This window comes from Streptomyces sp. NPDC100445 (genome assembly GCF_044759735.1).
GTDB lineage: Bacteria > Actinomycetota > Actinomycetes > Streptomycetales > Streptomycetaceae > Streptomyces.
Map to the genome: position 1 here is coordinate 429,885 of NZ_JBIVZV010000003.1, position 25,467 is coordinate 455,351.

Here is a 25,467-nt window from a genome sequence, read left to right on the forward strand (position 1 = left end):
ATGGCCGAGCACGGGGCACGAGCCGAGGCCGCGGGGCATGCCCGCAGGTCACGGTTGTACGACTACGCGGAAGCGACCGCGTCCGAACGGGTGACGGTCCCCCCGGAGGCGCCCGGCGGTCCCGGCGCCGACGCCGTCGAGCGCGGGCGCCGCGCGTTCGCCGTCCTGCTGGGCGAGTTCCGGCGTATGGCCGTACTCGTCCCCCTCGACCGGGACACCGGTGGCCCATTGACCGCCGACCACGGCGGTGTCCGCTGGTTCCACGCCTTCTCCGACGAACGGGCCCTGGCCCGGTTCACGCTCGCCCGGGGCGAGGGCGGCCGGGAGTGGCCGTACCAGCGGTGGCTGGGCGCCCGCCTGCTGGACGCGGCCGTGCCGGCGGCGGGCGTGCCGTGCGGGGTGGCGCTGGACTGCGCGGACGGACCGGACGGCGCGGTGTTCCCCCCGCTGCGCGGGATCGTGCCGGACGAGGTGGCGGTGGACGGCGGAGCGGAGGACGAGCGGTGACCGACGGTGGCAAGAACCTGAGGGCTCACGGCCTCGACTTGATCGCGAAGGGACTGACCGACGCGCTGGGCGAGTTGAAGGAGCTGGGCATGGTCGGTGAGGCCGGGGCCGGGCGCGGCTTCTCCGGCATTGCGCTGTCCGGGCTGGAACTGGGCCACGAGGGGCTGACGGGGGATTTCCGGTCGTTCTGCGAGCGCTGGGAGTGGGGCGTGCGGGCGCTGATCGCCGAGGGCAACGGCTTCGCGGTGAAGACGGGCCTGGCGGCGGGCACGTACTACGAGGACGACACGTACGTGGAGGGCACGTTCAAGGTCGTCGCCAACTCGGTCGCCGGCAACCCGTACGCCTCGGAGGAGGAGGTGGAGAAGTCGGGCTGGGGCGACATCGCCGAATCGGGCGCGTACGGCGGTGATGTCGACTACAGCGAGGAGTCCTTCCAGCGGGCCTGGGACACCAGCGAACAGGGCTGGAAGACCGCCGGGCACGACGCGCTGACCTCGCACACCGTCGGCCCGCTGCCGGGTGCGGGCCTCGGTGACCTGCGGGACGCGCTCGGCCACCCGGACGACGAGTCGCGGGACGGGGCGCGCTGATGGGCCTGGGTGACATCACCAACTCCCTGCTCAGCGGTGGCGAACACCTCGTCGACCGCGGGAAGAAACTCCTCGGTGAGGGCGTCGACCACGCCACCGATAAGGTCGGCGAGGGCCTGAACCGCCTCGGGGCGCACGACTGGGCCGACAAGGTCGAGGACTGGGGCGACGGGATCGCCTCCGATCTGGGCGCGACGCCGGGCGAACGGCGGCTCGGCGAGACCGAGGAGGCGGACGAACTCGTCCACGGCGATCCGGGGAAGATCCGGGAGAGCGCCAAGCACCTGCGGGACTTCCACCGCGCGTTCGCCGAGGTCGGCCAGGGACTCAGGAAGGTCGACTCCGGCGGCTGGCAGGGCGAGGGCGGCGACGCCTTCCGCGAGAAGTTCGGCGTCCACCCCGCCAGGTGGGCCCGGGCCGCCGAGGCGTGCGCGACGGCGGCCGGGGCGCTGGAGTCGTACGCCGACACCGTCGAATGGGCGCAGCGGCAGGCCGAGGAGGCCGTCAGGCGATACAGGAAGGGCGTGAAGGCGGCGCGGGAGGCGTTCGAGGTGTACAGCACGAAGGCCGACGCCTACGAGGCGAAGCTCGGCGCCGGCGAGGACCCGGGACCGAAGCCGCGGCAGGACCACGAAGCGGGCAAGACCGACGCCGATGCGGCCGCGCACCAGCTCGCCGAGGCCCGCAAGCAGCGCAACACCGCAGCCGCCCGGGCCCAGGGCAAGGTCCGCGAGGCCCTGTCCCACGCCCCCGCCGAACCAGCGCCCCTGGACCGCGTCCGCGACGACCTGGGCGACGGCTTCCGGAGCGCCACCACCGAACTCACCCACGTGGTGGGCGGCGCCCTCAAGGGCACGGCGGGCCTGGTGACCTTCGTCCGCGGCCTCGACCCCGTCGACCCCTACAACCTCACCCACCCGGCCGCCTACCTCCAGAACGTCAGCATGACGCTGTCCGGCCTGGTCTCCACCGCCGCCCACCCCGATCACGCCGCGAAGACCATGTACGACGAGTTCCGCAAGGACCCGTCGGAGTTCGGCGGCCGCCTGCTCACCCAGTTCCTCGGCACCGAGGGCGTCGGCATGGAGGCCGGCCTGGCGAAGGACGCGGCGCAGGCGGGGCTGGCCCGCCGAGCGGCGCGAACCGCGGCGGCCCGGGAGGCGCGGGCGGGCGCCGAGGACGCCGGGAGGTCCGCCCGGGACATGGTCGACCACGACCCGGCACGCCACTCGCACGACGAGAACAGCGTCAAGGGCTGCGGCGACCCGGTCGACGTGGCCACCGGCCGGATGTACCTGCCGCAGACGGACGTCGCCCTCTCCGGCGTGCTGCCGCTCCTCCTCACCCGGCGGGCCGAGTCCGGCTACCGTCTGGGCCGGTGGTTCGGCCCCTCCTGGTCCTCGACGCTGGACCAGCGCCTGGAGATCGACGCCTGCGGCGTCGTCTTCGTCACGGAGGACGGCCGACTCCTGTCGTACCCGCACCCGGCCCCCGGACTGCCCACGCTGGCGAGCCACGGCCCCCGCCTCCCCCTGGACCGGGTGGACGGCGGTTACACGGTCATCGACCCCTGTACCGGCCGCACCCGGCACTTCGCCGACCGGGGGCCCGGCCTCGCGGTCCTGGAACAGATCGACGACCGCAACGGCAACTGGATCACCTTCGAGTACGACGCCGGAGGCACACCCGTCGGCGTCGTCACGAGCGCCGGCCAGGGCGTCCGCGTCACCACGGAGCACGGCCGCGTCACGGCCTACCACTTGACCGCGACCGGCACCGAACTCAAGCGGTTCGGCTACACGGACGGCGACCTCACCGAGGTCGTCAACTCCTCCGGCCGCCCGCTGCACCTCACCTACGACGAGCGAGGCCGCGTCACGTCCTGGACGGACACCAACGACCGCGGCTACGCCTACGAGTACGACGACCGGGACCGCTGCGTCGCCCAGCGCGGCACGGCCGGCCACATGGCCGTATCCCTGGCGTACGAGGGCCCGGACCCGGCGACGGGGCTGCGCACCACGACGGCGACGACGGCCGGCGGCCACACGCACCGCTACCTGGTCAACGAGACCTGGCAGGTGGTCGCGGAGACCGATCCGCTCGGCGCGACCGTCCGCCACGCACGCGACCGCCACCACCACCTGCGCTCCACGACGGACGCGCTGGGGCGCACGACGACGTTCGAGTACGACGCGTACGGCAACCTGACGCGGGTCGTCCGCCCCGACGGCCGTGAGGCGCGGGCGGAGTACAACGGCTTGGGCCTGCCGGTGAAGGTCATCGACCCGGCCGGCACGGTGATCCACCAGACGTACGACGAGCGCGGCAACCGTACGTCGGTGACGGACGCGGCGGGCCGGACGACCCGCTTCGGTCACACGGACGCCGGCCACCTCACCACGGTGACCGATGCCATGGGCAACACGACACGGGTGGTCACCGACCGCGCCGGTCTCCCGCTGGAGATCACCGATCCGCTGGGCGCCGTCACCCGCTACGAGCGTGACGCACTCGGCCTCCCCACCGCGATCACCGGCCCCACCGGCGCCACCACCCTCCTCACCTGGTCCGTCGAGGGCTTGCTCACCCGCCGCACGGCACCCGACGGCACGACGGAGACATGGACGTACGACGGCGAGGGCAACTGCACGAGCCACACCGACCCGCTCGGCGGCGTCTCGCGTTTCGAGTACACCCATTTCGACCTGTTGACGGCCCGCACCGGCCCGGACGGCGTCCGCCACGAATTCGACCACGACACCGAGCTGCGCCTGACCCGGGTCACGAACCCGCAGGGTCTGACGTGGACGTACGAGTACGACGCGGCCGGACGCCTGCGCTCCGAGACGGACTTCGACGACCGGGTGCTGAGTTACGCCTACGACCCGGCGGGACGACTGGCCTCCCGCCGGAACGCGCTCGGCGAGGAGGTGACGTTCGAGCGCAACGCGCTCGGCCAAGTCACCCGCAGGACCGTCGCTGGCCGGACCACCACCTACGCCTACGACCTGACCGACCGGCTCGCCGCGGCGACCGGCCCGGACGGCACGACCCTGACGCTGCTGCGCGACCGCCACGGCCGCCTGCGCTCCGAGACGGTCGACGGCCGGACACTGACGTACACGTACGACGCCGCGGACCGCCGGACGGGCCGCACGACCCCGACGGGCGCTGTCTCCATCTGGTCCCACGACGCGGCGGGCCGCCGCACCGGCATGGTCGCGTCCGGCCGCGCCATCGACTTCACCTACGACGACGCGGGCCGCGAACTGATCCGCCGGATCGGCGGGACGGTCACCCTGGAGCACACCTTCGACGCCCTGGGCCGCTTGACGACCCAGTCCGTCACTGGCACGCACGACCGCACAGCGGTGCGCCGGGCGTACACATACCGCGCCGACGGCAATCTCACCGGCATCGAGGACCACCTCACCGGGCCCCGCCGCGTCGGCCTGGACGCGGCGGGCCGGGTGACGGCGGTGCACGCGGCGGGGTGGACGGAGCGGTACGCCTACGACGAGGCGGGGAACCAGACCCGGGCGTCCTGGCCGGCGGACCACCCCGGCGCAGAGGCGGTCGGCCCCCGCACCTACGCGGGCACCCGCGTCACCCGGGCCGGCAACGTCCGCTACGAGCACGACGCCCTGGGCCGCGTCACCCTGCGCCGCAAGACCCGCCTGTCCCGCAAGCCGGACACCTGGCGCTACACCTGGGACGCCGAGGACCGGCTGACCTCGGTGGTCACCCCGGACGGCACTCAATGGCGCTACACGTACGACCCGCTGGGACGCCGCACGGCCAAGTTCCGCTTGGCGGACGACGGCGAGACCGTGCGGGAGCGGGTGGACTTCACCTGGGACGGCACCACCCTCTGCGAACAGACGACGACCTCCGCCGACCTCCCCCACCCGGTCACCCTCACCTGGGATCACGACGGCCCGCGCCCGCTCGCCCAGACGGAACGCGTCCTCCATGCCGACGACCCCCAGCGGGAGGTGGACTCCCGCTTCTTCGCCATCGTCACCGACCTGATCGGCACCCCCAGCGAACTCGTCGACGAACAGGGCGACGTCGCCTGGCACACCCGGAGCACCCTGTGGGGCACCACGGCCTGGTCGAGAAGCAGCACCACCTACACGCCTCTGCGCTTCCCCGGCCAGTACTACGACCCGGAAACAGGCCTCCACCACAACTACTTCCGCCACTACGACCCAGAAACAGCCCGCTACCTCACCCCCGACCCCCTGGGCCTCACCCCGTCCCCAAACCCGTCCACCTACGTACTGAATCCACATGTCTGGGCGGATCCGCTCGGACTTTCCCCCGAGTGCACGAGCGGAAACGGCGCCTCCAGGGAGAAGAAGGACTATTTCGAGAGCTACAACGATGCCCGGGACCACGCCCGTCATCGAGCGGGACTCGGGCAGGACGCCGTCCCGTTCGTCCAGGAGATCGGGCCTCATGCCGGTCGGGTAACAGGTATGCAGAGCCCGGACGGCATGCGTGGCTGGCGCGTCGACTTCGATCCCCGGGATCCGGAGAAGGGTTTCCACGTGAATTGGTGGGTGAGGAACGGACCGAAGAGAAGCGACGGCTGGGAATACGGAGCGAGCATGGTCGGGAAGGACGACCCCGAGGCGGCCCAGCAGGCATACTACGAGGCGTTGGCCCATCTTCCGCACACTTAGGAGCGATATTGGATATCGAGAACCGATTCGTGAGGGAATGGCGAAATAGCCATGAGTGCAGAGTTGTGGGCCCTGAAGAGGTACAGCGACTTTTCGACTATCTCGACACTCTCTCGTGGGCGGCTAGCCGAATCGACTGGACGGACACTCCGGGCCTCCACGTCCCTTTCGATGAAGGAGACCCCCAACCGGAGTGGGTCGGCAGGTTCTCCGGTACTCCACTCGGACGGCACCCATTCATCATGGTCGCCTACGCCCCGGGCAGAGAAGCGCTCCTGTGCGACAGGGACGATGTGCTGGCCGATCTGGACCTGCTGTATGCCGGCGCGCCCGGCGCGCGCTATTTCTGCGGTGCCGATCTGGACGAGGACCGTCTCGTCCTGACGGTCGAGGACTTCGCGGAGTTCTCGGACCAGGGCGTAACCGTGCATGTCCGGGACGAGCCACGCAGCCGGCGCCCCGGCGCGGACGCCCCGCGGTAGGAGCCGAGCCGAACGAATCGCTCACCGTCGTGACGTCTACGACCGGGCACCCCACCTCCCGCCCTTCGCCACCCACGGCAGCACGCCAACCCCGCGGAAGCCTGTTACTCACTTTCGGGTGAGCGGGGGGCTGCGGGGTGGGGGAGTTGGGCGCTCAGTTATGAGGTGGGGCATAAATGGACATTGCAGCCGTGAGTCACAGAAATGTGCGTGAACCGTAACGGACACTGGCGTTTCCGCGTTCGGCGCCGCACGCCGCTGCATGGTGTGGATGTGCGGCCGACCGGCCGCCACCCGTACACCGCATCCCGCCGCCACACGCCCCCGGGCCCCGGCGGCGGGGTGTGTACAGCCCTTGCGAAGGGGGACTTCGTGTCCGTTTCCGTATCCGTCACCGCCCGCCGTCTCGCCGCCGCCACCGCCGCGGCAGCCGCCGTCGTGGGTGCGGTGGCCCTGCCGGCCTCGGCCGCCGACCGTGACCACGGCCGCTGGCACCGCACCGAGGTGGTCATCAGCGGCGTGCAGCACCCCTCGTCGGTCCGGCACGACCGCTCCGACCGCCCCCTGAACCGGGAGTGGGTGGAGATCTCCAACGAGAGCCGCCGCGCCGTGAACCTCGACGGGTGGACGCTGTCCGACGAGGACGGCCACACGTACACCTTCCGGCACTACCGGCTGGCGGGGGACGCGACCGTCCGCGTGCACACCGGCTTCGGCCGGGACAACCGGAACGACCTGTACCAGGACCGCCGCCAGTCGGTGTGGGACGACCGCGAGGACACCGCGACCCTCCGCAACGACCGCGGCCGGCTGGTCGACTCCGTCTCCTGGAACGACGACGACCGGGACCACCGCGACCACCGCGGCGACCGGGACCGCGGTGACCGCGACCACCGTGGTCACCGCGACGGCGGCCGGCACGGCGGGCGCCACTGATCCCTGCCCGCTCCCGCGGGCGTGAGCACCGACTCACCGAACCGGCAGCGCGCCGTTCCTCCCGGGGACGGCGCGCTGTCCGCTTGCCACCCTTACGCGTACTTGACCCAGGCATGCCAACCCCTCACCATGAGCGCCAACCCGCACAGCGAACTCACAGCGGACCCACAGCGGACCCACAGGGGGTCCGCGTCGGCACGTCGCAGTGACGCACCCCCCGCTCCCCAGCTCCACCCCCCACTTCCGGCGATCCCGGAATTCCTGGAGACCCAAGGAGAGTTCATGCGACTTCGTATCCGCGGCTCCGGCACGCGCGGCGGCAGACGTACCGCCGCCCTCGGCGCCCTGCTGGCCCTCGCCCTCGCCGCCCCCGTCTCGGCCACCGTCGGCCGGGCCGACGCGGACGGCGTCCACCGGGCCGCGCCCTCCGGTGACGACGTCCGGCAGTACGAGATCCACCAAAGCACGACCCCCGTGACCCGTACGGCCATCCAGGCGACCGGGGTCACCGTCGACGAGGCCGACGAGGAGAGCGTCGTCGTCTCCGGGCGGGCGGAGCAGATCAAGCGGCTGCGCCGGCTGGGGTACGACGTCCAACCCCTGGGCGCCGCGCCGCAGCGGGCCGGGGCCCGGCTGTACGACTTCCCGAGCGCCGACTCGAAGTACCACAACTACGCCGAGATGAACGCCGAGATCGACCAGCGGCTCGCCGCCTACCCGGGCATCATGAGCCGGCGGGTGATCGGGAAGTCGTACCAGGGCCGGGACATCGTGGCCATCAAGGTCAGCGACAACGTCGCCACCGACGAGGACGAGCCCGAGGTGCTCTTCACCGCCCACCAGCACGCGCGTGAGCACCTGACCGTGGAGATGGCGCTGTACCTGCTGCGCGAGCTGGGCGCGGGGTACGGCACCGACCCCCGGATCACCCGTCTGGTCGACAGCCGGGAGATATGGATCGTCCCGGACCTGAACCCGGACGGCGGCGAGTACGACATCGCCAGTGGTTCCTACCGGTCCTGGCGCAAGAACCGGCAGCCCAACGCCGGCTCGTCGTACGTCGGTACGGACCTCAACCGGAACTGGAACTTCGAGTGGGGCTGCTGCGGCGGTTCCTCCGGGTCGACGTCCTCGGAGACCTACCGCGGGTCCGCGGCCGAGTCCGCGCCCGAGGTGCGGGTGGTCGCCGACTTCGTGCGCGGCCGGGTCGTCGGCGGGCGGCAGCAGATCCGGGCCGGGATCGACTTCCACACCTACAGCGAGCTGGTGCTGTGGCCGTTCGGGTACACGTACGCGGACACGGCGTCCGGCATGACGGCGGACGACGCGGCCGCGTACCAGGCGGTGGGCCGGAAGATGGCCGCGAGCAACGGGTACACGCCCGAGCAGTCCAGTGACCTGTACATCACCGACGGGTCGATCGACGACTACCTGTGGGGTACGCAGAAGATCTTCGACTACACCTTCGAGATGTATCCGGCCTCCGGCGGGGGCGGGTTCTACCCGCCCGACGAGGTGATCGAGCGGGAGACCTCCCGGAACCGCGACGCGGTCCTCCAGCTGCTGGAGAACGCCGACTGCATGTACCGGGCCATCGGCAAGGCGGCCCAGTACTGCGGCTAGCCCGCGGTGGTCACGCCTCCTCGAAGTAGGCGTCGAGCACCGCGTCCAGCGCCGACTCCCACTCCGTGAAACGCGCCCTGGCCGCCGCCTCGATCTCGATCGGGTACCAGCGGCGGTCGGGGGTGTGCACGGTCACCGTGAAGCGCTTGCCGAAGCGGGGCGACTCCGTCTCCACCGCGGCGATCTCCTCCCAGCGGAAGTCGCAGGACTCCTCGTCCAGGCGGAGGCGGACCCCCCGGTGGTCGGCGACGATCCGGGCGCGCCGGTCGGCCGCCTCGAACACCGGCCCTTCGGCCGCCTGTTCGTCGTCCGCCCGTTCGTCGTCCGCGGGGTCGGCGGACGACGACGGGTCCGCTTCCGCGCCGGCGGTCGTCGCCACGGACACCGGGTCGTCCGCGACCGGGTCCCCGGCCACCGGTTCCCCGGCGGCGGATCCCTTCGCGTCCGGGGTCCCGGAGCCCCGCGGCCCCGGCCCCTTCGACCCGGGGCCCTTCGTCACCGGGCCCGCGGGTGACGGGCCCGTGATGCCCGGGATGAAGGCGGGGTCGAAACCGGCGCCCGTCACGGGCTCGGCCTTCAACGGCTCGGCGTCCAACGGCTCGCCCTCCGACGGCTTGCTGCTCGCTCCTGTGCGCTGCTCCACGGCGGCAGTATGGACGACTTCCCTGTGCCGTAACCAGTCAGGTCACGAACACGCTGACCACACCGGCCACCGCGAACCCCGCCAGCGACAGCACCGACTCCAGGACCGTCCAACTCCGCAGGGTGTCGCGCTCGCTGATGCCGAAGTACTTGGCCACCATCCAGAAGCCCCCGTCGTTGACGTGCGAGGCGAAGATGGAGCCGGCCGAGATCGCCATGACGACGAGGGCGGTGAAGGCCTGGGAGTGGTGGTCCGCCGACAGCAGGGGGGCCACGATGCCCGCCGTCGTCACGATGGCCACCGTCGCCGAGCCCTGGGCGACCCGCAGCACCAGCGAGATCAGGTAGGAGAGGGCGATCACCGGCAGGCCCACGCCGTGGAACGTGTCCGACAGCGCCTGGGCGACCCCGCCGGCCTTCAGTACGGCGCCGAAGACGCCGCCCGCGCCGACCACCAGCAGGATGTTGCCGACGGGCTTCAGGGACGACGTCGCCACCCTCTCCAGGGAGGCGCGGGACCAGCCGCGCCGGATGCCGAGGAGGTAGCAGGCGAGGAGCAGGGCCACGGTCAGGGCGACGAAGGGGTTGCCGGCGAACTCCAGCACCGAGCGGCCCGGGGACGGGTCGAGGGCGATGGAGGAGAAGGTGGCGGCGAGGATCAGCAGCAGGGGCGTGCCGATGATGGCGAGGACCGTGCCGAGCGGCACCGGGTGCTCCCGCGGTGCCACGCCCTGCTCCCGCTGTTCGGCCAGGACGGTCCGCCGCGCCTCCTCCGCGGCGTCGGCCATGTCCTGCGGTACGGGGACGAAGACGCGCTCGCCGATCCAGGCGGCGTACGCCCAGGCGGCCAGGACGGCGGGGAGACCGCAGAGGGCGCCCATGAGGACGATCCAGCCGAGCTGGACGTGCAGCAGCCCGGCGGCGGCGACCGGGCCGGGGTGCGGCGGCAGGAAGGCGTGGGTCATGGACAGGCCGGCGAGGAGCGGCAGGCAGTAGAGCAGGACCGACCGGCCCGAGCGCCTGGCGGCGGCGTAGACGAGGGGCGCGAGGACGAAGATGCCGACGTCGAAGAAGACGGGAATGCCGAAGAGCAGGCCGGTCAGGCCCATGGCGAGGGGGGCGCGGCGTTCGCCGAACAGGCCCAGCAGACGGCCGGCGAGCACCTCCGCGCCACCGCTGACCTCGAGGACCGCGCCGAGCATGGTGCCGAGGCCGATGATGATCGCGACGTGGCCGAGGATGCCGCCCATGCCCGACTCGACGACCGAGACGGCGTCGGAACGCTGGACGGTGCCGAAGAGTTCGGTGACCGACAGGCCGGCGAGCAGGCCGACGGTTATGGAGACGACGAGGAGGGCGACGAACGGCTGGAGCCTGACCTTGATGATCAGCAGGAGGAGCAGGGCGATACCGAGGGCCGCGACCGTGAGCAGGCCGGGGGTGCCGTCGAGGAGGAGGAGCAGCCCCCCGGTGTGGGGCGGTACGGCGGGGGCGGGTGCGGCGAGCGGAACGGGCATGCGGGGGTCCTCTTCGTGACGGCATGCTGCTTCCGGGCAGGGGGGATCGCGGCACGGCGCCCCGGAGGGTGCCGTGCCGTGCGGGAGGTACGGGTGGGGCGGGCGGCGCCGGGCCGTCGGGGGCGGGGGTCAGCCCAGGACGGCCAGCGCGTCGATCTCGACGAGCAGGCCGGCGGGCAGGCCGACGTAGACCGTGGTGCGGGCGGCGGGCGGCTGGGTGAGGCCCTGCTCGGCGAAGTAGGCGTTGTAGACGTCGTTCATCTCGGCGAAGTGGGCGACGTCGGTGAGGTAGACGCGGATCATCATGACGTCGTCCCAGCCCGCGCCGCCCTCCTCCAGGACCGCCCGTACGTTGGCGAGGGTCTGGAGGGTCTGCTCGCGCAGGGTGGGACCGGCGGGCGTGGGCGGCCGGCCCTCCTCGGCGGGCAGGAAGCCGACCTGGCCGGCGACCTGGAGGATGTTGCCCTTGCGGACGCCGTGGGAGAACGCGGCGGGCGGGGCGGTGTGGGACTTCGGGGTGAGCGCGGTCTTCTCGGTCATACGGGGGTGCCCTTCACTGGTGTGCGTCCGGAGTACTCGCCGCTGATCGCGTCCGCGGTACGGCGCACCAGCGGGAGCAGGGTGAGGAGTTCGTCGGCGGTGACGACGACGTTTGGCGCGGAGACCGACATGGCGGCGACGACGCGGCCGTCGGCGCCGCGGATCGGTGCGGCCACGCAGTTGATGGACTCCTCGTGGCCGCCGAGGTCGGTGGCCCAGCCCTGTTCGCGCACCTGCTCCAGCTCCCGCAGGAACGCGGCCGCGTTGGGGGTGGAACGGGCGGTGTAAAAGGGGTAGTCGAGTTTGTCCGCGAGGGCGCGGCGCTCGGGTTCGGGGAGGTCGGCGAGGAGCAGTTTGGCCACGGCGGCGACGGTGATGGCGACGGGCTTGCCGATCCGCGAGTACATGCGGACCGGGTAGCGGCTCTCCACCTTGTCGATGTAGAGGACCTCGTTCTCCTCGTACACGGCGAGGTGGACGGTGTGTCCGCACGTCTCGTTCAGGCGCGCGAGGTGGGGGTGGGCGATCTCGCGGACGTCGAGGTTCTCCATCGCCTCCTGGGCGAGGGCGAAGAGCCGGGCGCCGAGCCGGTAGCGCTGGTCGGACTGGCGGTAGACCAGGCCGTGTTCGTGCAGGGTACGCAGGAGGCGCAGGGCCGTGGACTTGTGGACGCCCAGGCGGTCGGCGACCTGCCCGAGGTCCGCCGGGCCCTCGGCGAGCAGCGGCAGGATGCTCAGGGCGCGGTCGACGGTCTGACTCATGGGGTGTTCGCCTCCTCGGTGGCCCGGTCGGCCTTTGTCCAGCCCGGGCCGAGTCGAAGTCTCCCCCATGCGTCGTCGTCCAGGGCGGCGAGGCGGTCGGCGTGGGCGCGGGCGGGGGGTGCGGCGAGGTCGCCGCGGGTGGTGAGGGCGGCGGCGGCCATCAGGTGGCCGTGGCGCAGGCGGTCGCGTACCGGCAGGCCGCGCAGGGTGGCGGAGAGGAAGCCGGCGGCGAAGGCGTCCCCGGCGCCGGTGGGCGCGACGACGCTCGTGCGCGGGGCCGGCTGGAAGGCGGGGCCGCCGTCGAACGCCGTCGCTCCCCGCGCCCCCTGTTTGACGACCAGGACCGCCGGTTCGGGCAGCGCCTCGCGGATCGCCGCCGGTCCGCCGGTGACGCCCCACGCCTGTTCCGCCTCGTCCTCCCCGACGAAGGCGAGGTCGGCGCCGCGGGCCAGCTCCAGGAGGGCGGCCGGGTCGGTTCCGGGCAGGCCGGGGCGGTGGTTGACGTCGAAGGAGAGCAGGGGGCGGCCGGGGGCCCGGGCGGTGAGCGCGCGCATCAGCTCCAGGCAGTCGCCGGAGAGGGCGGCGGTGATGCCCGACAGGTGCAGCACGCGCCCGGCCCGTACGGCGGCCAGGTCCACCGTGGCGGTGCTCATCGCGGAGGCGGCCGAGCCCTCGCGGTAGTACGCCACCTCGTGGGCGCCGGTCCCGCGGTCCCCGGCGGTGCGGAAGTACACGCCGGTGGGGCGCGCGGGGTCCCGGCGGACGGCGGAGACGTCGACCCCGTGGCCGGCGATGCGCTCCACCAGGTGGTCGCCGAAGCCGTCGGCACCGACCCGGCCGACCCAGCGCGCGGTGTGCCCGAACGCGGCGAGGGCGCAGGCCACGTTGGACTCGGCGCCGCCGATGGCCCGGTCGAAGGAGGGCACGTCGGCGAGGCGGCCGGCCCGGCCGGGCAGGAAGGTGACCATGGATTCGCCGAGCGTCACCACGTCCACGACGTCCCACGGGTGCGCAACGGCCGGGGCGTAAGCAGCGTCGTCGATGATGGCTCCTGTCGATTGCCGGGTGACGGTGCTCCGTTGACCCGGTGTTCGGCGAGATGCTAGACACCAGTCAGCACCACACGCAATGGCCGTTGCACATATCGCAATGCACGGACCGAGAGAGGGGCTCCATGAGCACGGAAGCGCTCGCCCGCCTGGCCGGGGAACGTGTCGACCACCGCTTCAAGGGCCTCCCGGCGGACGCCGACGGGCTGACCGTCGGCGAGCTGACGGCCCAGCGCCGCAACGTGTTCCGGACGGAGGACGGGTACACCACCCCGCTGCTCACCCTGTCCGCCGAGCGCCTGGCGCACAACCTCGCGCTGATGGAGGCGTACACCGCCCGGCACGGCCTGGCCTTCGCCCCGCACGGCAAGACCTCCATGGCCCCGCAGCTCTTCCACCGCCAGCTCGCCCACGGCGCCTGGGGGATCACGCTGGCCGTGCCGCACCAGGTGCGGGTCGCCCGCGCGTTCGGCGTCCGGCGGATCTTCCTCGCCAACGAGCTGGTGGACGCCTCGGCGCTGCGCTGGATCGCCGCCGAGCTGGCCGCCGACCCCGAGTTCCGGTTCGTCTGCTACGTCGACTCCGTGCGCGGGGTGGAGCTGATGGACGCGGCGCTGCGGGGCGCGGCCCGCCCGGTGGACGTGGTGGTGGAGCTGGGCGCGGGCGAGGGCGCCCGGACCGGGGTGCGCACCGGGACGGAGGCCGTGGCGGTCGCCGACGCGGTGGCCGGCACCGGCACCCTGCGGCTCGTCGGTGTGGCGGGGTACGAGGCCCAGGTGCCGGGCGCCTCCCCGGAGCGGGTGCGGGACTGGCTGGAGCGGCTGGTGGGCCTCGCGGTGGAGTTCGACCGGGCCGGGCGGTTCGCCGGGGCGGACACCGTCGTGGTCAGCGCCGGCGGCAGCGAGTGGTTCGACGTGGTCGCCGACGTCCTCGCCGGCGTCCCCGGCCTCTCCCGGCCGGTGCTGCGGCTGCTGCGCTCCGGCGCCTACGTCTCCCACGACGACGTGCACTACGACCGGCTGACGCCGTTCAACCGGGTGCCCGAGGAGGGCGCGCTGGAGCCCGCGTTCCGGCTGTGGGCGCAGGTGGTGTCCCGGCCCTCGCCCACGGAGGCCTTCGTGAACGCGGGCAAGCGCGACGCCGCCTACGACCTGGACCTGCCGGTGGCCCACGTGGTACGCCGGGACGGCACCGAGCGCCCGGCGGCCGGCATCGAGGTGAGCGCCCTGTCCGACCAGCACCTGTGGCTGCGCACCGCGCCCGGCGCGGACCTCGCGGTCGGGGACCTGATCGGCTTCGGGCTGTCCCATCCGTGCACGATCTTCGACAAGTGGCAGCTGATCCCGGTGACCGAGGCCGACGGCACGGTCGTCGACCACGTCCGCACGTTCTTCTAGGAGGCCCGCGTGGAGGACCTGGTCATCCGCGACGCCGACGTCGTCGACGGCAGCGGCGCGGACTCCTACCGCGCCGACGTCGTGGTCGACGGCGGCCGGATCGTCTCGATCGTGAAGGAGGCCGCCGCGGCGGGCTGCCAGCGGCCGGGTGCCGTGCGGGAGCTGGACGCCGAGGGCCTGGTCCTCTCCCCCGGTTTCATCGACATGCACGCCCACTCCGACCTGGCCCTGCTGCGCGACCCCGACCACAGCGCCAAGGCCGCGCAGGGGGTCACCCTGGAGGTGATCGGCCAGGACGGGCTGTCGTACGCGCCGGTGGACGACCGCACGCTGACCGAGGTGCGGCGGGCGATCACCGGCTGGAACGGGTACGGCGACGACGTCGACTTCGACTGGCGGTCGGTGGGCGAGTACCTCGACCGGCTGGACCGCGGCATCGCCGTCAACGCGGCCTACCTCGTCCCGCAGGGCACCGTGCGGGCCCTGGCCGTCGGCTGGGAGGACCGCGAGGCCACCCCCGGCGAACTGGACCGGATGCGGCGGCTGGTGGCCGAGGGACTGGAGCAGGGCGCGGTCGGACTGTCCTCGGGACTGACGTACACGCCCGGCATGTACGCGCCGGACGGTGAACTGACCGAACTCTGCCGGGTGGTGGCGTCGTACGGCGGCTACTACTGCCCGCACCACCGCTCCTACGGCGCCGGCGCCCTGGCGGCATACGCCGAGATGGTCGACCTGACCCGGGAGGCGGGCTGCCCGCTGCACCTGGCCCACGCGACGATGAACTTCGGCGTGAACCGGGGCCGGGCGCCCGAGCTGCTGGCCCTGCTCGACCGCGCCCTGGACGAGGGCGCCGACATCACCCTGGACACCTACCCGTACACCCCCGGCTGCACCACCCTGGCCGCGCTGCTGCCCAGCTGGGCCGGCGAGGGCGGCCCGAAGGAGGTCCTGGCCCGGCTGGCGGACCCGGGGACGGCCGAACGCGTCCGGCACGACCTGGAGGTCACCGGCTCCGACGGCTGCCACGGCGTGCCCGTGGAGTGGGAGACCGTGGAGATCTCCGGGGTCACCGACCCGGCGCTGGGCGGCCTGGTGGGCCGTACGGTGCGGGAGGCGGCCGAGCTGCGCGGGGAGACGCCCTGGGCCACGGCCCGTGAACTGCTGCTGCGGGACCGGCTGGGCACGACGGTCCTCCAGCACGTGGGCCACGAGGAGAACGTCCGCGCGATCATGCGGCACCGGGCGCACACCGGTGGTTCCGACGGCATCCTGCGGGGCAGCAAGCCGCACCCGCGGGCGTACGGCACCTTCCCGCGCTATCTCGGGCACTACGTGCGGGAGTTGGGCGTGCTGACACTGGAGGCGTGCGTCGCCCGGCTGACCGGACGGCCCGCGGCCCGGCTGCGGCTGCCGGACCGGGGACTGGTACGCGAGGGGTACCGGGCGGACCTGGTGCTGTTCGACCCGCGGACGGTCGCGCCGGGCGCCACCTTCGCCGAGCCGCGCAGGCTGCCGGAGGGCATCCCGTACGTCCTGGTCGACGGCCGGTTCGTCATCGAGGACGGCCGGCGCACCGACGTGCTGGCGGGGCGGGCGGTCCGCCGTACTCCGGTGTGACCGCCCGCCGCCGGCGGCTACGGCTTGGGCAGCGTGCAGCCGGACGCGCTCAGGTTGAGCTTGTTGCCGGTGGTGAAGCAGGCCGGGATGTTGTAGGTCTCCTCGGCGTAGTTGATGCCCTGGCGGACGGTGACGTTGCCGTTGGCGTCCACCTCGCACGGGTTGTTCTCCGTGCAGCGCTGTCCGTCCTCGTTGCCGGTGTTGTTGACGGCGACGACCTTGCCGGTGGTGGTGTCGATGACCGGGGAGCCGGAGGTGCCGCCGATGGTGTCACAGGCCGAGGTGTAGCGGAGGGAGTCCTTCCAGGTCCAGTCGCCCTCCTTCAGGCGGTACACGAACCCGTCGACGTTGCAGCTGTAGATGCGCTTCCAGTAGCCCGAGACCACCTTGATGGCGGTGCCGGCCACCGGGTGCGTGTCCTGCACGGTGAGCGGGCTGATGCCGTAGGAGCTGCGGATCGCCGCGTACGTGGTGGTGGTGCGGTAGATCGTGACGTCGGTGTCCGTCATGGTCGAGTAGACGACCTGGTTGGCGCGGAGCGTGGCGACCTTGGTGCCGGCGGAGTTCAGCAGCCCGAAGGTACGGCTGGAGGACTGGCCGGTGATGACCTCGCCGGGCTCCGGGAACCCGGTCTCCAGGCAGTGGCCGTTGGTGAGCACGAGGGCCGGGTCGGTGTCGGCGGAGTTGGGGAAGCGGATGACCGAGCCGGAACAGTTGCTGAGCGAGACGGTGCCGGCGAAGTTGACGGTCACCGCGGCGGCCTTGGCGGTGTGCGGGGCCGCGGCGTGCGGGGCGGCGGTGTGCGGGGCGGCGGTGTGCGGGGCGGCGATCGCCGGCGTGGCACCCAGCCCGGCTATCGCCAGGGAGGAGAGCGCGGCAAGGAGAGGCTTGTTCATGTGGGGGTCCCCTCTTACGACTCGGGCGACCGGAGTGCATCCGGCCGCCCATCGATTGTCATGCGCATTCTCAGGCGCCGAAGGGCCCGGGGACAAGAAGCCGCGTCAGGTCATAGGGGTTTCCCTGTGCGCGGGGTCAACTCTCGCATCACGGGCGCTAACACGACAGCCCTGACATCCAACTCCTGTCCCTTGCAGCAGCGTTCGGAGTACCGGACGGGTCAGTTGCGGCCACCACGACCGACGGAGGTGGACCACGTCGGGGCGGCGGCCGGGGCCGTGGGCACAGTGACGGACGGCGCGGTCGACACCGTGACGACCGGGGTCGCCCCAGGCCTAGCCGGACGGGTGCTCACGACCGCGCCACCGGAAGGTCGGACGGCGGCCGCGCGGGACGCGCCGGCGGCGCCGCCGGTACGACGCTCCCGGCATGAGACCGCTCCGCCACGCACCGACGTTCGGGGTACCGGAGGGGTCAGTACGGCTGCCACGGCCACCGGCGCCCCCAACCGCCCGGACCGACGGAGGCGGACCATGTCGGGCCCATGGGCACAGTGACGGACGGCGCGGTCGACACCGTGACGACCGGGGTCGCCCCAGGTCTAGCCGGACGGGTGCTCACGACCGCGCCACCGGAGGGTCGGACGACGGCCGCGCTCGGCGGCGCAGGCGATGACCGCGACCGTGACGACCGGGGACGGTGCGGACCGGGCCGGACATGTCGGCGACGCCGTCGGTATGGCCACCCCTGCACCCAACCACTGCGCCGCGCGCCGACGTTCGGGGCGCCGGGCAGGTCAGTGCGGCCGTCCCGGCCACCGGTGGCCGTGGCCCCGGCCGCCCGGGCCGACGGAGGTGGACCACGCCGGGACGGTGGGCACGGGGGTGGCCGTGACCGTGCGAGCCGGGATCGCCCGGGACCCGACCGGACAGGTGCTCACGGCCGCGCCGCCGGAGGGACGGGCGGCGGCCGCGCTCGGCGACGGGGCCGCGACGGAGGCGGAGGTCGTGGCCGGGGACCTCGCGGGCCGGGCCGCCACGGCCGCGCCGTCGGTATGGCCACCCCTGCACCCAACCACTGCGCCGCGCGCCGACGTTCGGGGCGCCGGGCAGGTCAGTGCGGCCGTCCCGGCCACCGGTGGCCGTGGCCCCGGCCGCCCGGGCCGACGGAGGTGGACCACGTCGGGGCGGGGGGCACGGTCGCGGACGGGGTGGCCGTGACCGTCGCGGACGGCGTGGCCGACACCGTGACGGCCGGGGTCGCCCCGGGCCCGGCCGGGCGGGTGCCGGCGGCCGTGCCGCCGGAGGGGCCGGCGGCCGTGCTCGGCGGCGGCGCCGCGACGGAGGTGGAGGCGGAGGCCGGGGCCGTGACGGCCGGGGACGTCGCGGGCCGGGTCGGCGCGGCCGCGTCGGACGTGCCGGTGGCGCCGTCGGTGGTGGGGGTGCCGCCCGCGGTACGCCCGCCGTCGACGGGGCGGGACCCGGCCGGGGTGTGCGCGCCGGACAGCGCGGCGATCACCGCCGCGACGGTCCCGGCCGCGGCGAGGGCACCGGCGAGCACGACCACCCGGCGGCGGCCGCCCGCGCGCCGCCCCGCCCGCCGCCGCTGCGCCCGGCCCGCGTCCGGTCCGCGCGGCAGGGGCCGCGCGGGCACCGGGGGCAGCTCGCGCGTGGCGTCGTACGCGTCCTGCCAGCCGTGCGCCGCGGCGGGGTCGGCGTACTCCTCGTAGGCCGGGGCCGGGGCGGACCGCGGGTGGTAGACGTTCGGCCGGACGCCCGGCGCGCCGGACGCCTCCTCAGGGGCGTGCGGCGCCGCCTCGTGCTCCCGTTCCGTGGACATGTCAGCGGATTCTAGAGACGCAAGTGGCTCCTGAGACAGTCAGCGGCGATATCCGGTCAAACCTCTGTGTCTCACGTAATGAAAAACACGGCCCACGAGGCGTTACCGGGCCGTAAGCTCACGACATGCAGGTGATCCAGTCCACGAAGCTCGCCAACGTCTGTTACGAGATCCGCGGCCCGGTTCTCGAGGAGGCCATGCGGCTGGAGGCGGCGGGCCACCGCATCCTCAAGCTGAACACCGGCAACCCGGCGGCGTTCGGTTTCGAGTGCCCCCCGGAGATCCTCGAGGACATCCTCCGCAACGTCTCCACCGCGCACGGCTACGGGGACGCCAAGGGCCTGCTCGCCGCCCGCCGCGCGGTCGTCATGCACAACCAGACCATCGGCATCGAGACGGACGTGGAGCACGTCTTCATCGGCAACGGCGTCTCCGAGCTGATCGTGATGGCGATGCAGGGCCTGCTGGACGACGGTGACGAGGTCCTCGTACCCGCCCCGGACTACCCCCTGTGGACGGCGGCCGTCTCCCTCTCCGGCGGCACGGCCGTGCACTACCGCTGCGACGAGCAGGCGGACTGGATGCCCGACCTCGCCGACATCGAACGCAAGGTCACCGACCGCACCAAGGCGCTCGTCATCATCAACCCGAACAACCCCACGGGCGCGGTGTACGACGAGGCGATGCTCAAGGGCCTGACCGACATCGCCCGCCGGCACAACCTGCTGGTCTGCTCCGACGAAATCTACGACCGGATCCTCTACGACGGCGCCACGCACACCCCGACCGCCAAGGTCGCCCCCGATTTGCTCACCCTGACCTTCAACGGCATGTCGAAGGCCTACCGGGTGGCGGGCTACCGCGTCGGCTGGATGTCGATCTCCGGCCCCCGCGCGCACGCCGACTCCTACATCGAGGGTCTGACGATCCTGGCGAACATGCGGCTGTGCGCCAACATGCCGGGCCAGCACGGGGTGGTCGCCGCGCTCGGCGGGCGCCAGACGATCAACGAGCTGGTGCTGCCGGGCGGGCGACTGAAGGAGCAGATGGACACCGCCTACGAACTGCTGACGCAGATCCCGGGCGTGAGCTGCGTACGGCCCAGGGGCGCGCTGTACCTGTTCCCGCGCCTGGACCCGAAGGTCTTCAAGGTCAGGGACGACCGGCAGCTGGTCCTGGACCTGCTGCGGCAGGAGAAGATCATGGTCGTGCAGGGCTCGGGCTTCAACTGGCCGGAGCCGGACCACTTCCGGGTGGTGACGCTGCCGACCGTCGCCGACCTGCGGGACGCCGTCACGAGGATCGGCACCTTCCTGGACGGGTACGGCCAGCCGTAGCCGGCCCGGCCGGGCGGCCGTGGCGCACGGAGGGCCAGCGGCGGACCGCGTTCCGTGACCTGACTCAACTTTAGACGAAATCCAAGCTAGGATGGTTTCCTGTCAGAGCACAGGAGGCCATCCCCATGTACGAACCGATCCGCACCAAGTCGGTCCACACCACGATGGCCGGCACCGTTTCCGGCGGCCCGCACCGCTCACGCGAGGAGGAGCTGGACATCCAGCTCGCCGGTCACCTCTCGGCGCTGCTCGCCGTCACCGACGAACTGCGCGCGCTGACCCCGGCCGCGGACCTGGACACGGCCGCGGAGCGCCTCGTGGCACAGGTGACCCGGCTGCGCGACGGACGTACCCCCCTGCGGGCGGCGCCGGGCGCGGCGGGCGACCCGCAGGCCCTGCACCGGCGCGCCCACACCCTCGCCGGACGCGCGCTCCTCGTCGCCGCCTCCCGCGCGGACACGGCCGCGGCCATCCTCGCGGCCCAGCGGATGGACGCCCACGGCGCCGCGCTGTCCGGGCCGAAGGAGCTCAGCACCACCCGCTGACCTCCCGCCCGGCTCCCCCGATCGGCCCCGGTCCGCGTGCACCCGCAGCGACGCGCGGACCGGGCGCCACACACCATGCCGTCCCCGGACGGCGGAAGGGGCCCCGCACGCCGTTGTGCGGGGCCCCTTCCGGTCAGGTGGGTCCCACGGCCGGCCGTGACGATCGCTGGTCAGGGCACGCGACCGGCCGTGGAGTCGTCGGGGGCGCTCAGCCCAGGCGCTCCACCAGCGCGCGGTACTGGTCCCACAGCTCCTTCGGCGTGTGCTCGCCGAAGGTCTCCAGGTGACCGGGGATCAGGGCGGCCTCCTCGCGCCACACGTCCTCGTCGACGGTGAGCAGGAAGTCCAGGTCGGACTCGGACAGGTCGAGGCCGTCGGTGTCCAGCGCGCCCTTGGCCGGCAGCACGCCGATCGGGGTCTCGACGCCCTCGGCCGTGCCCTCCAGCCGCTCCACGATCCACTTCAGGACGCGGGAGTTCTCGCCGAAGCCGGGCCAGACGAACGCGCCCTCGTCGTTCTTGCGGAACCAGTTGACGTAGTAGATCTTCGGCAGCGCCGACGGGTCGCCCCCGTGCCGCGCGGCGGACTTGCCCATGTCGATCCAGTGGGCCATGTAGTCGCCCATGTTGTAGCCGCAGAACGGCAGCATGGCGAACGGGTCGCGGCGCAGCTCGCCGACCTTGCCCTCGGCCGCCGCGGTCTTCTCCGAGGCCACGTTGGCGCCGAGGAACACGCCGTGGTTCCAGTCGAAGGCCTCCGTCACCAGCGGCACCGCGCTGGCGCGCCGGCCGCCGAAGAGGATGGCGGAGATCGGCACGCCCTTGGGGTCCTCCCACTCGGGCGCGATGATCGGGCACTGCGAGGCCGGCACGGTGAAGCGGGCGTTGGGGTGGGCGGCCGGCGTGCCGGCGGCCGGCGTCCAGTCGTTGCCCTTCCAGTCGGTCAGGTGGGCCGGGGGCTCCTCGGTCATGCCCTCCCACCACACGTCGCCGTCGTCGGTGAGCGCGACGTTGGTGAAGACGGCGTTGCCCCAGAGCGTCTTCATCGCGTTGGCGTTGGTGTGCTCACCGGTGCCGGGCGCGACGCCGAAGAAGCCGGCCTCGGGGTTGATCGCGTAGAGGCGGCCGTCCTCGCCGAACCGCATCCAGGCGATGTCGTCGCCGATCGTCTCCACGGTCCAGCCGGAGATCGTGGGCTCCAGCATGGCGAGGTTGGTCTTGCCGCAGGCGCTGGGGAACGCGGCGGCGACGTACTTGGACTCGCCGCGCGGCGGGGTGAGCTTGAGGATCAGCATGTGCTCGGCCAGCCAGCCCTCGTCGCGGGCCATGACGGAGGCGATGCGCAGGGCGTAGCACTTCTTGCCGAGCAGGGCGTTGCCGCCGTAGCCGGAGCCGTAGGACCAGATCTCCCGCGACTCGGGGAAGTGCGAGATGTACTTGGTGGAGTTGCACGGCCACGGCACGTCCTGCTCGCCCTCGGCCAGGGGTGCGCCCAGGGTGTGGACGGCGCGCACGAAGAAGCCCTCGTCGCCCAGTTCGTCCAGGACGGCCCGGCCCATGCGGGTCATCGTGCGCATGGAGACGGCGACGTAGGCGGAGTCGGTGATCTCCACGCCGATCGCGGACAGCGGGGAGCCGACGGGGCCCATGCAGAAGGGCACGACGTACATGGTGCGGCCGCGCATGGAGCCGCGGAACAGGCCCTGTTCGCCGGTGAAGATCTCCCGCATCTCGGCGGGGGCCTTCCAGTGGTTGGTCGGGCCCGCGTCCTCCTCCTTCTCGGAGCAGATGAAGGTGCGGTCCTCGACGCGCGCGACGTCCGTCGGGTCGGAGGCGGCGTAGTAGGAGTGGGGGCGCTTGACCGGGTCCAGCTTCCGGAACGTGCCCTTGGCGACCAGTTCCTCGCACAGCCGCTCGTACTCGGCCTCGGAGCCGTCGCACCAGACCACGCTGTCCGGCTGCGTCAGTTCGGCGATCTCGTTGACCCACGAGATCAGTTCCTGGTGGTGGGTGGGGACGACGGTGGGAGCCGCGATGTCGCGCGCCACGATTGCTCCTAGATGAGGGATTTTTGGGTTGTTCGCCCCGTGGGGGCCGCGACCCGGATGCTTCGTAGCCCGCTCATCCGGTGCCGACCGCACTCATTTGATCATCCGAGTTTAGTGCCCATCTGTCCAGAGGGCATCACAGGTGAGCAGCGTGAGGAATCCCACGGTTTCCGCGATTCTTTGCGTCCACGTTGGGTTCAACTGAAGGACTTTTTGCCTCGGGGCCTTCAAAGGGTGGCACCCGTGGGCGGTTTCGGACCGGCTGGGTACCATGCGGTCCATGACTGCGTCCGCCCCCGACACGCCCTCGGACACGCCGGCCGCCGGCCGCGGTCCCGTCGAGATCTCCCTGCCGCACCCGGTCAAGCCCCGGCTCCGCGGCTGGCTGCACCTGGGCATGTTCCCGGCCGTGCTCATCGCCGGACTCGTGCTCACCGCCGGCGCGCACTCCTCCCGGGGACGCCTCGCCTGCGGCATCTACGTCCTCACGGCCTGCCTGCTCTTCGGCGTCAGCGCGCTGTACCACCGGGGCGACTGGAGCCCCCGGACGGACCGGGTCCTGCGCCGCCTGGACCACGCCAACATCTTCCTGATCATCGCGGGCACCTACACCCCGCTGACCCTGCTGCTCCTGCCCGGCGGCAAGGGCCGGTGGCTGCTGTGGGGCATCTGGGGCGCCGCCGCGGCCGGCATCGCCTTCCGCGTCCTCTGGGTCGGCGCCCCGCGCTGGCTCTACACGCCCTGCTACATCGCGATGGGCTGGGCGGCCGTCTTCTTCCTGCCCGACTTCGCGCGCACCGGCGGCATCGCCGTCCTCGTCCTGGTGGTCGTCGGCGGTCTGCTCTACAGCGCCGGCGGAATCGTCTACGGCATCAAGCGGCCGAACCCGTCACCGCGCTGGTTCGGCTTCCACGAGGTCTTCCACTCCCTCACCCTTGCCGCGTTCGCCGTCCACTACGTCGGCATCTCGCTGGTCGCCTACCGGCACGCCTGACCCCGGGGGTCTCCCCGGCACGGTCGGCGGAGGATGGCCGACAATGACCGGATGACGGCCGCACCCCCGCCCACCGCCTCCGCCCCCGACGGGCGCCGCCCCGGCCTGCGCGAACGCAAGAAGACCCGGACCCGGGAGGCGATCCGCGCGGCCACCTACGCGCTCATCGAGGAGCGGGGCTGGGAGGCGGCCACGATCGACCGGATCGCCGCCCGCGCCGAGGTGTCGCCGTCGACCGTCCTGCGGTACTTCCCGGCCAGGGAGGACATCGTCGTCACCGGCGAGTACGACGCGCTCCTGCGCGCGGAGATCCGGCGGCGGCCCCCGGAGGAACCCTGGCCGGACACCGTCCGCCACGTCCTGCGGCAGGCCGTCCGGCGGCGGATCGAGGAGGACGCCCGCGCCTGCCGGCTGAGCACCCGGCTGATGGTCCAGGTTCCCGCGGTCCGCCGGCGCGTGCGGGAGAGCATGTCGGTCACCGGCCGCACGCTCTGCCAGGCCATCGGCGAGCGCACCGGCCGCGACCCGGACGGCCTGGAGGTGCGGGTCCACGCGATGTCCCTGGTCGGCGCCCTGCTGGAGACGGCGCTGTACTGGGCGGAGAGGGACCACCGGGACGACCTCGTCCGTCTGGTCGACCGCGCCCTGGACGTCCTGGCGCACGGCCTGCCCGAGGAGAACCCCTGAGGCCGGGCCCGTGCCATCCTGACGGGGTGAACGGACCCCAGATCCACGTCGAAGTCGCCCCCGCGCTCCAGTTGTTCGTGGCGCCCGCCCGGCGCGCCGGCGCCACCGCCCTGACCACGGACGGCGTCTCGACCCTCGGCCACGTCGTGGAGTCCCTCGGGGTGCCGCTGACCGAGGTCGGCGCGCTGGTCGTGGACGGCCGCCAGGTCGCCCGCTCCCACGTCCCGGCGGCGGGCGAGCGCGTGCGCGTCCAGGAGGTAACCCGCCCCCAGCGGGTCCCCGGCGCGCCCCTGCGCTTCCTCCTCGACGTCCACCTCGGCACCCTGGCCCGGCGGCTGCGACTGCTCGGCGTGGACACGGCGTACGAGTCGACGGACATCGGCGACCCGGCGCTCGCCGCGCGCTCCGCGACCGAGAAACGGGTCCTGCTCAGCCGGGACCGGGGCCTGCTGCGCCGCCGCGAACTGTGGGCCGGCGCCTTCGTCCGCAGCACCCGGCCCGACGACCAGCTGCACGACGTCCTGGACCGTTTCGCGCCCGACCTGCGCCCCTGGACCCGCTGCACCGCCTGCAACGGCCCGCTGCGGCCGGCCACCCGGGAGGAGGTCGCCGACCAGCTCCAGGACGGCACCCAGCGGTCGTACGACGTCTTCGCGCGGTGCGCGGAGTGCGGCCGGGCCTACTGGAAGGGCGCCCACCACGCACAGCTGGAGGCGGTCGTGGCGCGGGCGCTGAGCATGCGCGCCCAGGCCGGCTGAGGAGG

The 25,467-nt window shown here is 72.8% G+C and carries 21 protein-coding genes; 13 read left to right on the forward strand and 8 right to left on the reverse strand.

Going from position 1 to position 25,467, the window contains the following annotated elements:
* The 6 genes from ACIQVT_RS10940 (at position 1) to ACIQVT_RS10965 (ending at position 8,832) form a co-directional block, all read left to right on the forward strand.
* Positions 1–507, forward strand: coding sequence for a hypothetical protein (locus ACIQVT_RS10940; protein WP_403750613.1), 507 nt, complete (start codon positions 1–3; stop codon positions 505–507).
* Positions 504–1,100 carry a hypothetical protein gene (locus tag ACIQVT_RS10945; RefSeq protein WP_403750615.1) on the forward strand — a complete coding sequence of 199 codons (597 nt, stop codon included), beginning with the start codon at positions 504–506 and terminating at the stop codon, positions 1,098–1,100. Before ACIQVT_RS10940 ends, ACIQVT_RS10945 begins: the two co-directional genes overlap by 4 nt.
* The gene (locus ACIQVT_RS10950) at positions 1,100–5,791 is read left to right on the forward strand and encodes a putative T7SS-secreted protein (RefSeq protein WP_403750617.1); all 4,692 of its coding nucleotides are present in this window, start codon (positions 1,100–1,102) and stop codon (positions 5,789–5,791) included. The genes ACIQVT_RS10945 and ACIQVT_RS10950 overlap by 1 nt, the downstream gene beginning before the upstream one ends.
* Before the next feature lie 242 nt (positions 5,792–6,033).
* On the forward strand, positions 6,034–6,273 hold the full coding sequence (locus ACIQVT_RS10955; protein WP_403750619.1) for a hypothetical protein: 240 nt from the start codon (positions 6,034–6,036) through the stop codon (positions 6,271–6,273).
* A 372-nt stretch (positions 6,274–6,645) separates the two neighbouring features.
* A complete protein-coding gene (locus ACIQVT_RS10960; protein ID WP_403750621.1) occupies positions 6,646–7,209 on the forward strand; it encodes a lamin tail domain-containing protein in 564 nt (187 codons plus the stop codon).
* A gap of 282 nt (positions 7,210–7,491) precedes the next feature.
* On the forward strand, positions 7,492–8,832 hold the full coding sequence (locus ACIQVT_RS10965; protein WP_403750623.1) for a M14 family metallopeptidase: 1,341 nt from the start codon (positions 7,492–7,494) through the stop codon (positions 8,830–8,832).
* Positions 8,833–8,842: 10 nt separating this feature from the next.
* Here the strand turns inward: ACIQVT_RS10965 and ACIQVT_RS10970 are convergent, their stop codons facing one another.
* The 5 genes from ACIQVT_RS10970 to ACIQVT_RS10990 all read right to left on the reverse strand — a co-directional run bounded on the left by ACIQVT_RS10970 (position 8,843) and on the right by ACIQVT_RS10990 (position 13,287).
* Complete coding sequence (locus tag ACIQVT_RS10970; protein ID WP_403750625.1) at positions 8,843–9,475, reverse strand: hypothetical protein; 633 nt, start codon at positions 9,473–9,475, stop codon at positions 8,843–8,845.
* A gap of 37 nt (positions 9,476–9,512) precedes the next feature.
* A complete protein-coding gene (locus tag ACIQVT_RS10975) occupies positions 9,513–10,991 on the reverse strand; it encodes a GntP family permease (protein ID WP_403750626.1) in 1,479 nt (492 codons plus the stop codon).
* A 129-nt stretch (positions 10,992–11,120) separates the two neighbouring features.
* Positions 11,121–11,531 carry a RidA family protein gene (locus ACIQVT_RS10980; RefSeq protein ID WP_403750627.1) on the reverse strand — a complete coding sequence of 137 codons (411 nt, stop codon included), beginning with the start codon at positions 11,529–11,531 and terminating at the stop codon, positions 11,121–11,123.
* On the reverse strand, positions 11,528–12,292 hold the full coding sequence (locus ACIQVT_RS10985) for an IclR family transcriptional regulator (protein WP_403750629.1): 765 nt from the start codon (positions 12,290–12,292) through the stop codon (positions 11,528–11,530). Before ACIQVT_RS10985 ends, ACIQVT_RS10980 begins: the two co-directional genes overlap by 4 nt.
* Positions 12,289–13,287, reverse strand: a complete 999-nt coding sequence (locus ACIQVT_RS10990) for a sugar kinase (protein ID WP_403750631.1) — start codon at positions 13,285–13,287, stop codon at positions 12,289–12,291. Before ACIQVT_RS10990 ends, ACIQVT_RS10985 begins: the two co-directional genes overlap by 4 nt.
* A gap of 179 nt (positions 13,288–13,466) precedes the next feature.
* Here ACIQVT_RS10990 and ACIQVT_RS10995 point away from each other — a divergent pair, with 179 nt between their 5' ends.
* Positions 13,467–14,738, forward strand: coding sequence for an alanine racemase (locus ACIQVT_RS10995; protein ID WP_403750633.1), 1,272 nt, complete (start codon positions 13,467–13,469; stop codon positions 14,736–14,738).
* 9 nt (positions 14,739–14,747) lie between these two features.
* Positions 14,748–16,358, forward strand: coding sequence for an amidohydrolase family protein (locus tag ACIQVT_RS11000; protein WP_403750635.1), 1,611 nt, complete (start codon positions 14,748–14,750; stop codon positions 16,356–16,358).
* 17 nt (positions 16,359–16,375) lie between these two features.
* Here the strand turns inward: ACIQVT_RS11000 and ACIQVT_RS11005 are convergent, their stop codons facing one another.
* Both ACIQVT_RS11005 and ACIQVT_RS11010 read right to left on the reverse strand, forming a co-directional pair.
* Positions 16,376–17,254 carry a trypsin-like serine peptidase gene (locus tag ACIQVT_RS11005; protein WP_403750637.1) on the reverse strand — a complete coding sequence of 293 codons (879 nt, stop codon included), beginning with the start codon at positions 17,252–17,254 and terminating at the stop codon, positions 16,376–16,378.
* Between the two features lie 1,114 nt (positions 17,255–18,368).
* Positions 18,369–19,094 carry a hypothetical protein gene (locus ACIQVT_RS11010; protein ID WP_403750639.1) on the reverse strand — a complete coding sequence of 242 codons (726 nt, stop codon included), beginning with the start codon at positions 19,092–19,094 and terminating at the stop codon, positions 18,369–18,371.
* Between the two features lie 125 nt (positions 19,095–19,219).
* On the opposite strand from ACIQVT_RS11010, the gene ACIQVT_RS11015 reads away from it, so the two are divergent.
* Together ACIQVT_RS11015 and ACIQVT_RS11020 are read left to right on the forward strand one after the other, a co-directional pair.
* Complete coding sequence (locus tag ACIQVT_RS11015) at positions 19,220–20,431, forward strand: pyridoxal phosphate-dependent aminotransferase (protein WP_403750641.1); 1,212 nt, start codon at positions 19,220–19,222, stop codon at positions 20,429–20,431.
* 125 nt (positions 20,432–20,556) lie between these two features.
* Positions 20,557–20,976: a hypothetical protein gene (locus ACIQVT_RS11020; RefSeq protein WP_403750643.1), complete on the forward strand. Its 420-nt coding sequence runs from the start codon at positions 20,557–20,559 to the stop codon at positions 20,974–20,976.
* A gap of 208 nt (positions 20,977–21,184) precedes the next feature.
* Here ACIQVT_RS11020 and ACIQVT_RS11025 read toward each other — a convergent pair whose 3' ends face one another.
* A complete protein-coding gene (locus ACIQVT_RS11025) occupies positions 21,185–23,023 on the reverse strand; it encodes a phosphoenolpyruvate carboxykinase (GTP) (RefSeq protein WP_403750645.1) in 1,839 nt (612 codons plus the stop codon).
* A 280-nt stretch (positions 23,024–23,303) separates the two neighbouring features.
* Between ACIQVT_RS11025 and ACIQVT_RS11030 the strand changes: the two genes are divergently transcribed.
* Genes ACIQVT_RS11030 through ACIQVT_RS11040 form a run of 3 tightly spaced genes read left to right on the forward strand, consistent with a single transcriptional unit; the run spans position 23,304 to position 25,462 of the window.
* Positions 23,304–24,017 carry a hemolysin III family protein gene (locus ACIQVT_RS11030; protein ID WP_403750647.1) on the forward strand — a complete coding sequence of 238 codons (714 nt, stop codon included), beginning with the start codon at positions 23,304–23,306 and terminating at the stop codon, positions 24,015–24,017.
* A gap of 51 nt (positions 24,018–24,068) precedes the next feature.
* The gene (locus ACIQVT_RS11035; protein ID WP_403750649.1) at positions 24,069–24,704 is read left to right on the forward strand and encodes a TetR/AcrR family transcriptional regulator; all 636 of its coding nucleotides are present in this window, start codon (positions 24,069–24,071) and stop codon (positions 24,702–24,704) included.
* A 26-nt stretch (positions 24,705–24,730) separates the two neighbouring features.
* Positions 24,731–25,462, forward strand: coding sequence for a Mut7-C RNAse domain-containing protein (locus ACIQVT_RS11040; protein ID WP_403750650.1), 732 nt, complete (start codon positions 24,731–24,733; stop codon positions 25,460–25,462).
* Positions 25,463–25,467 lie beyond the last annotated feature (5 nt).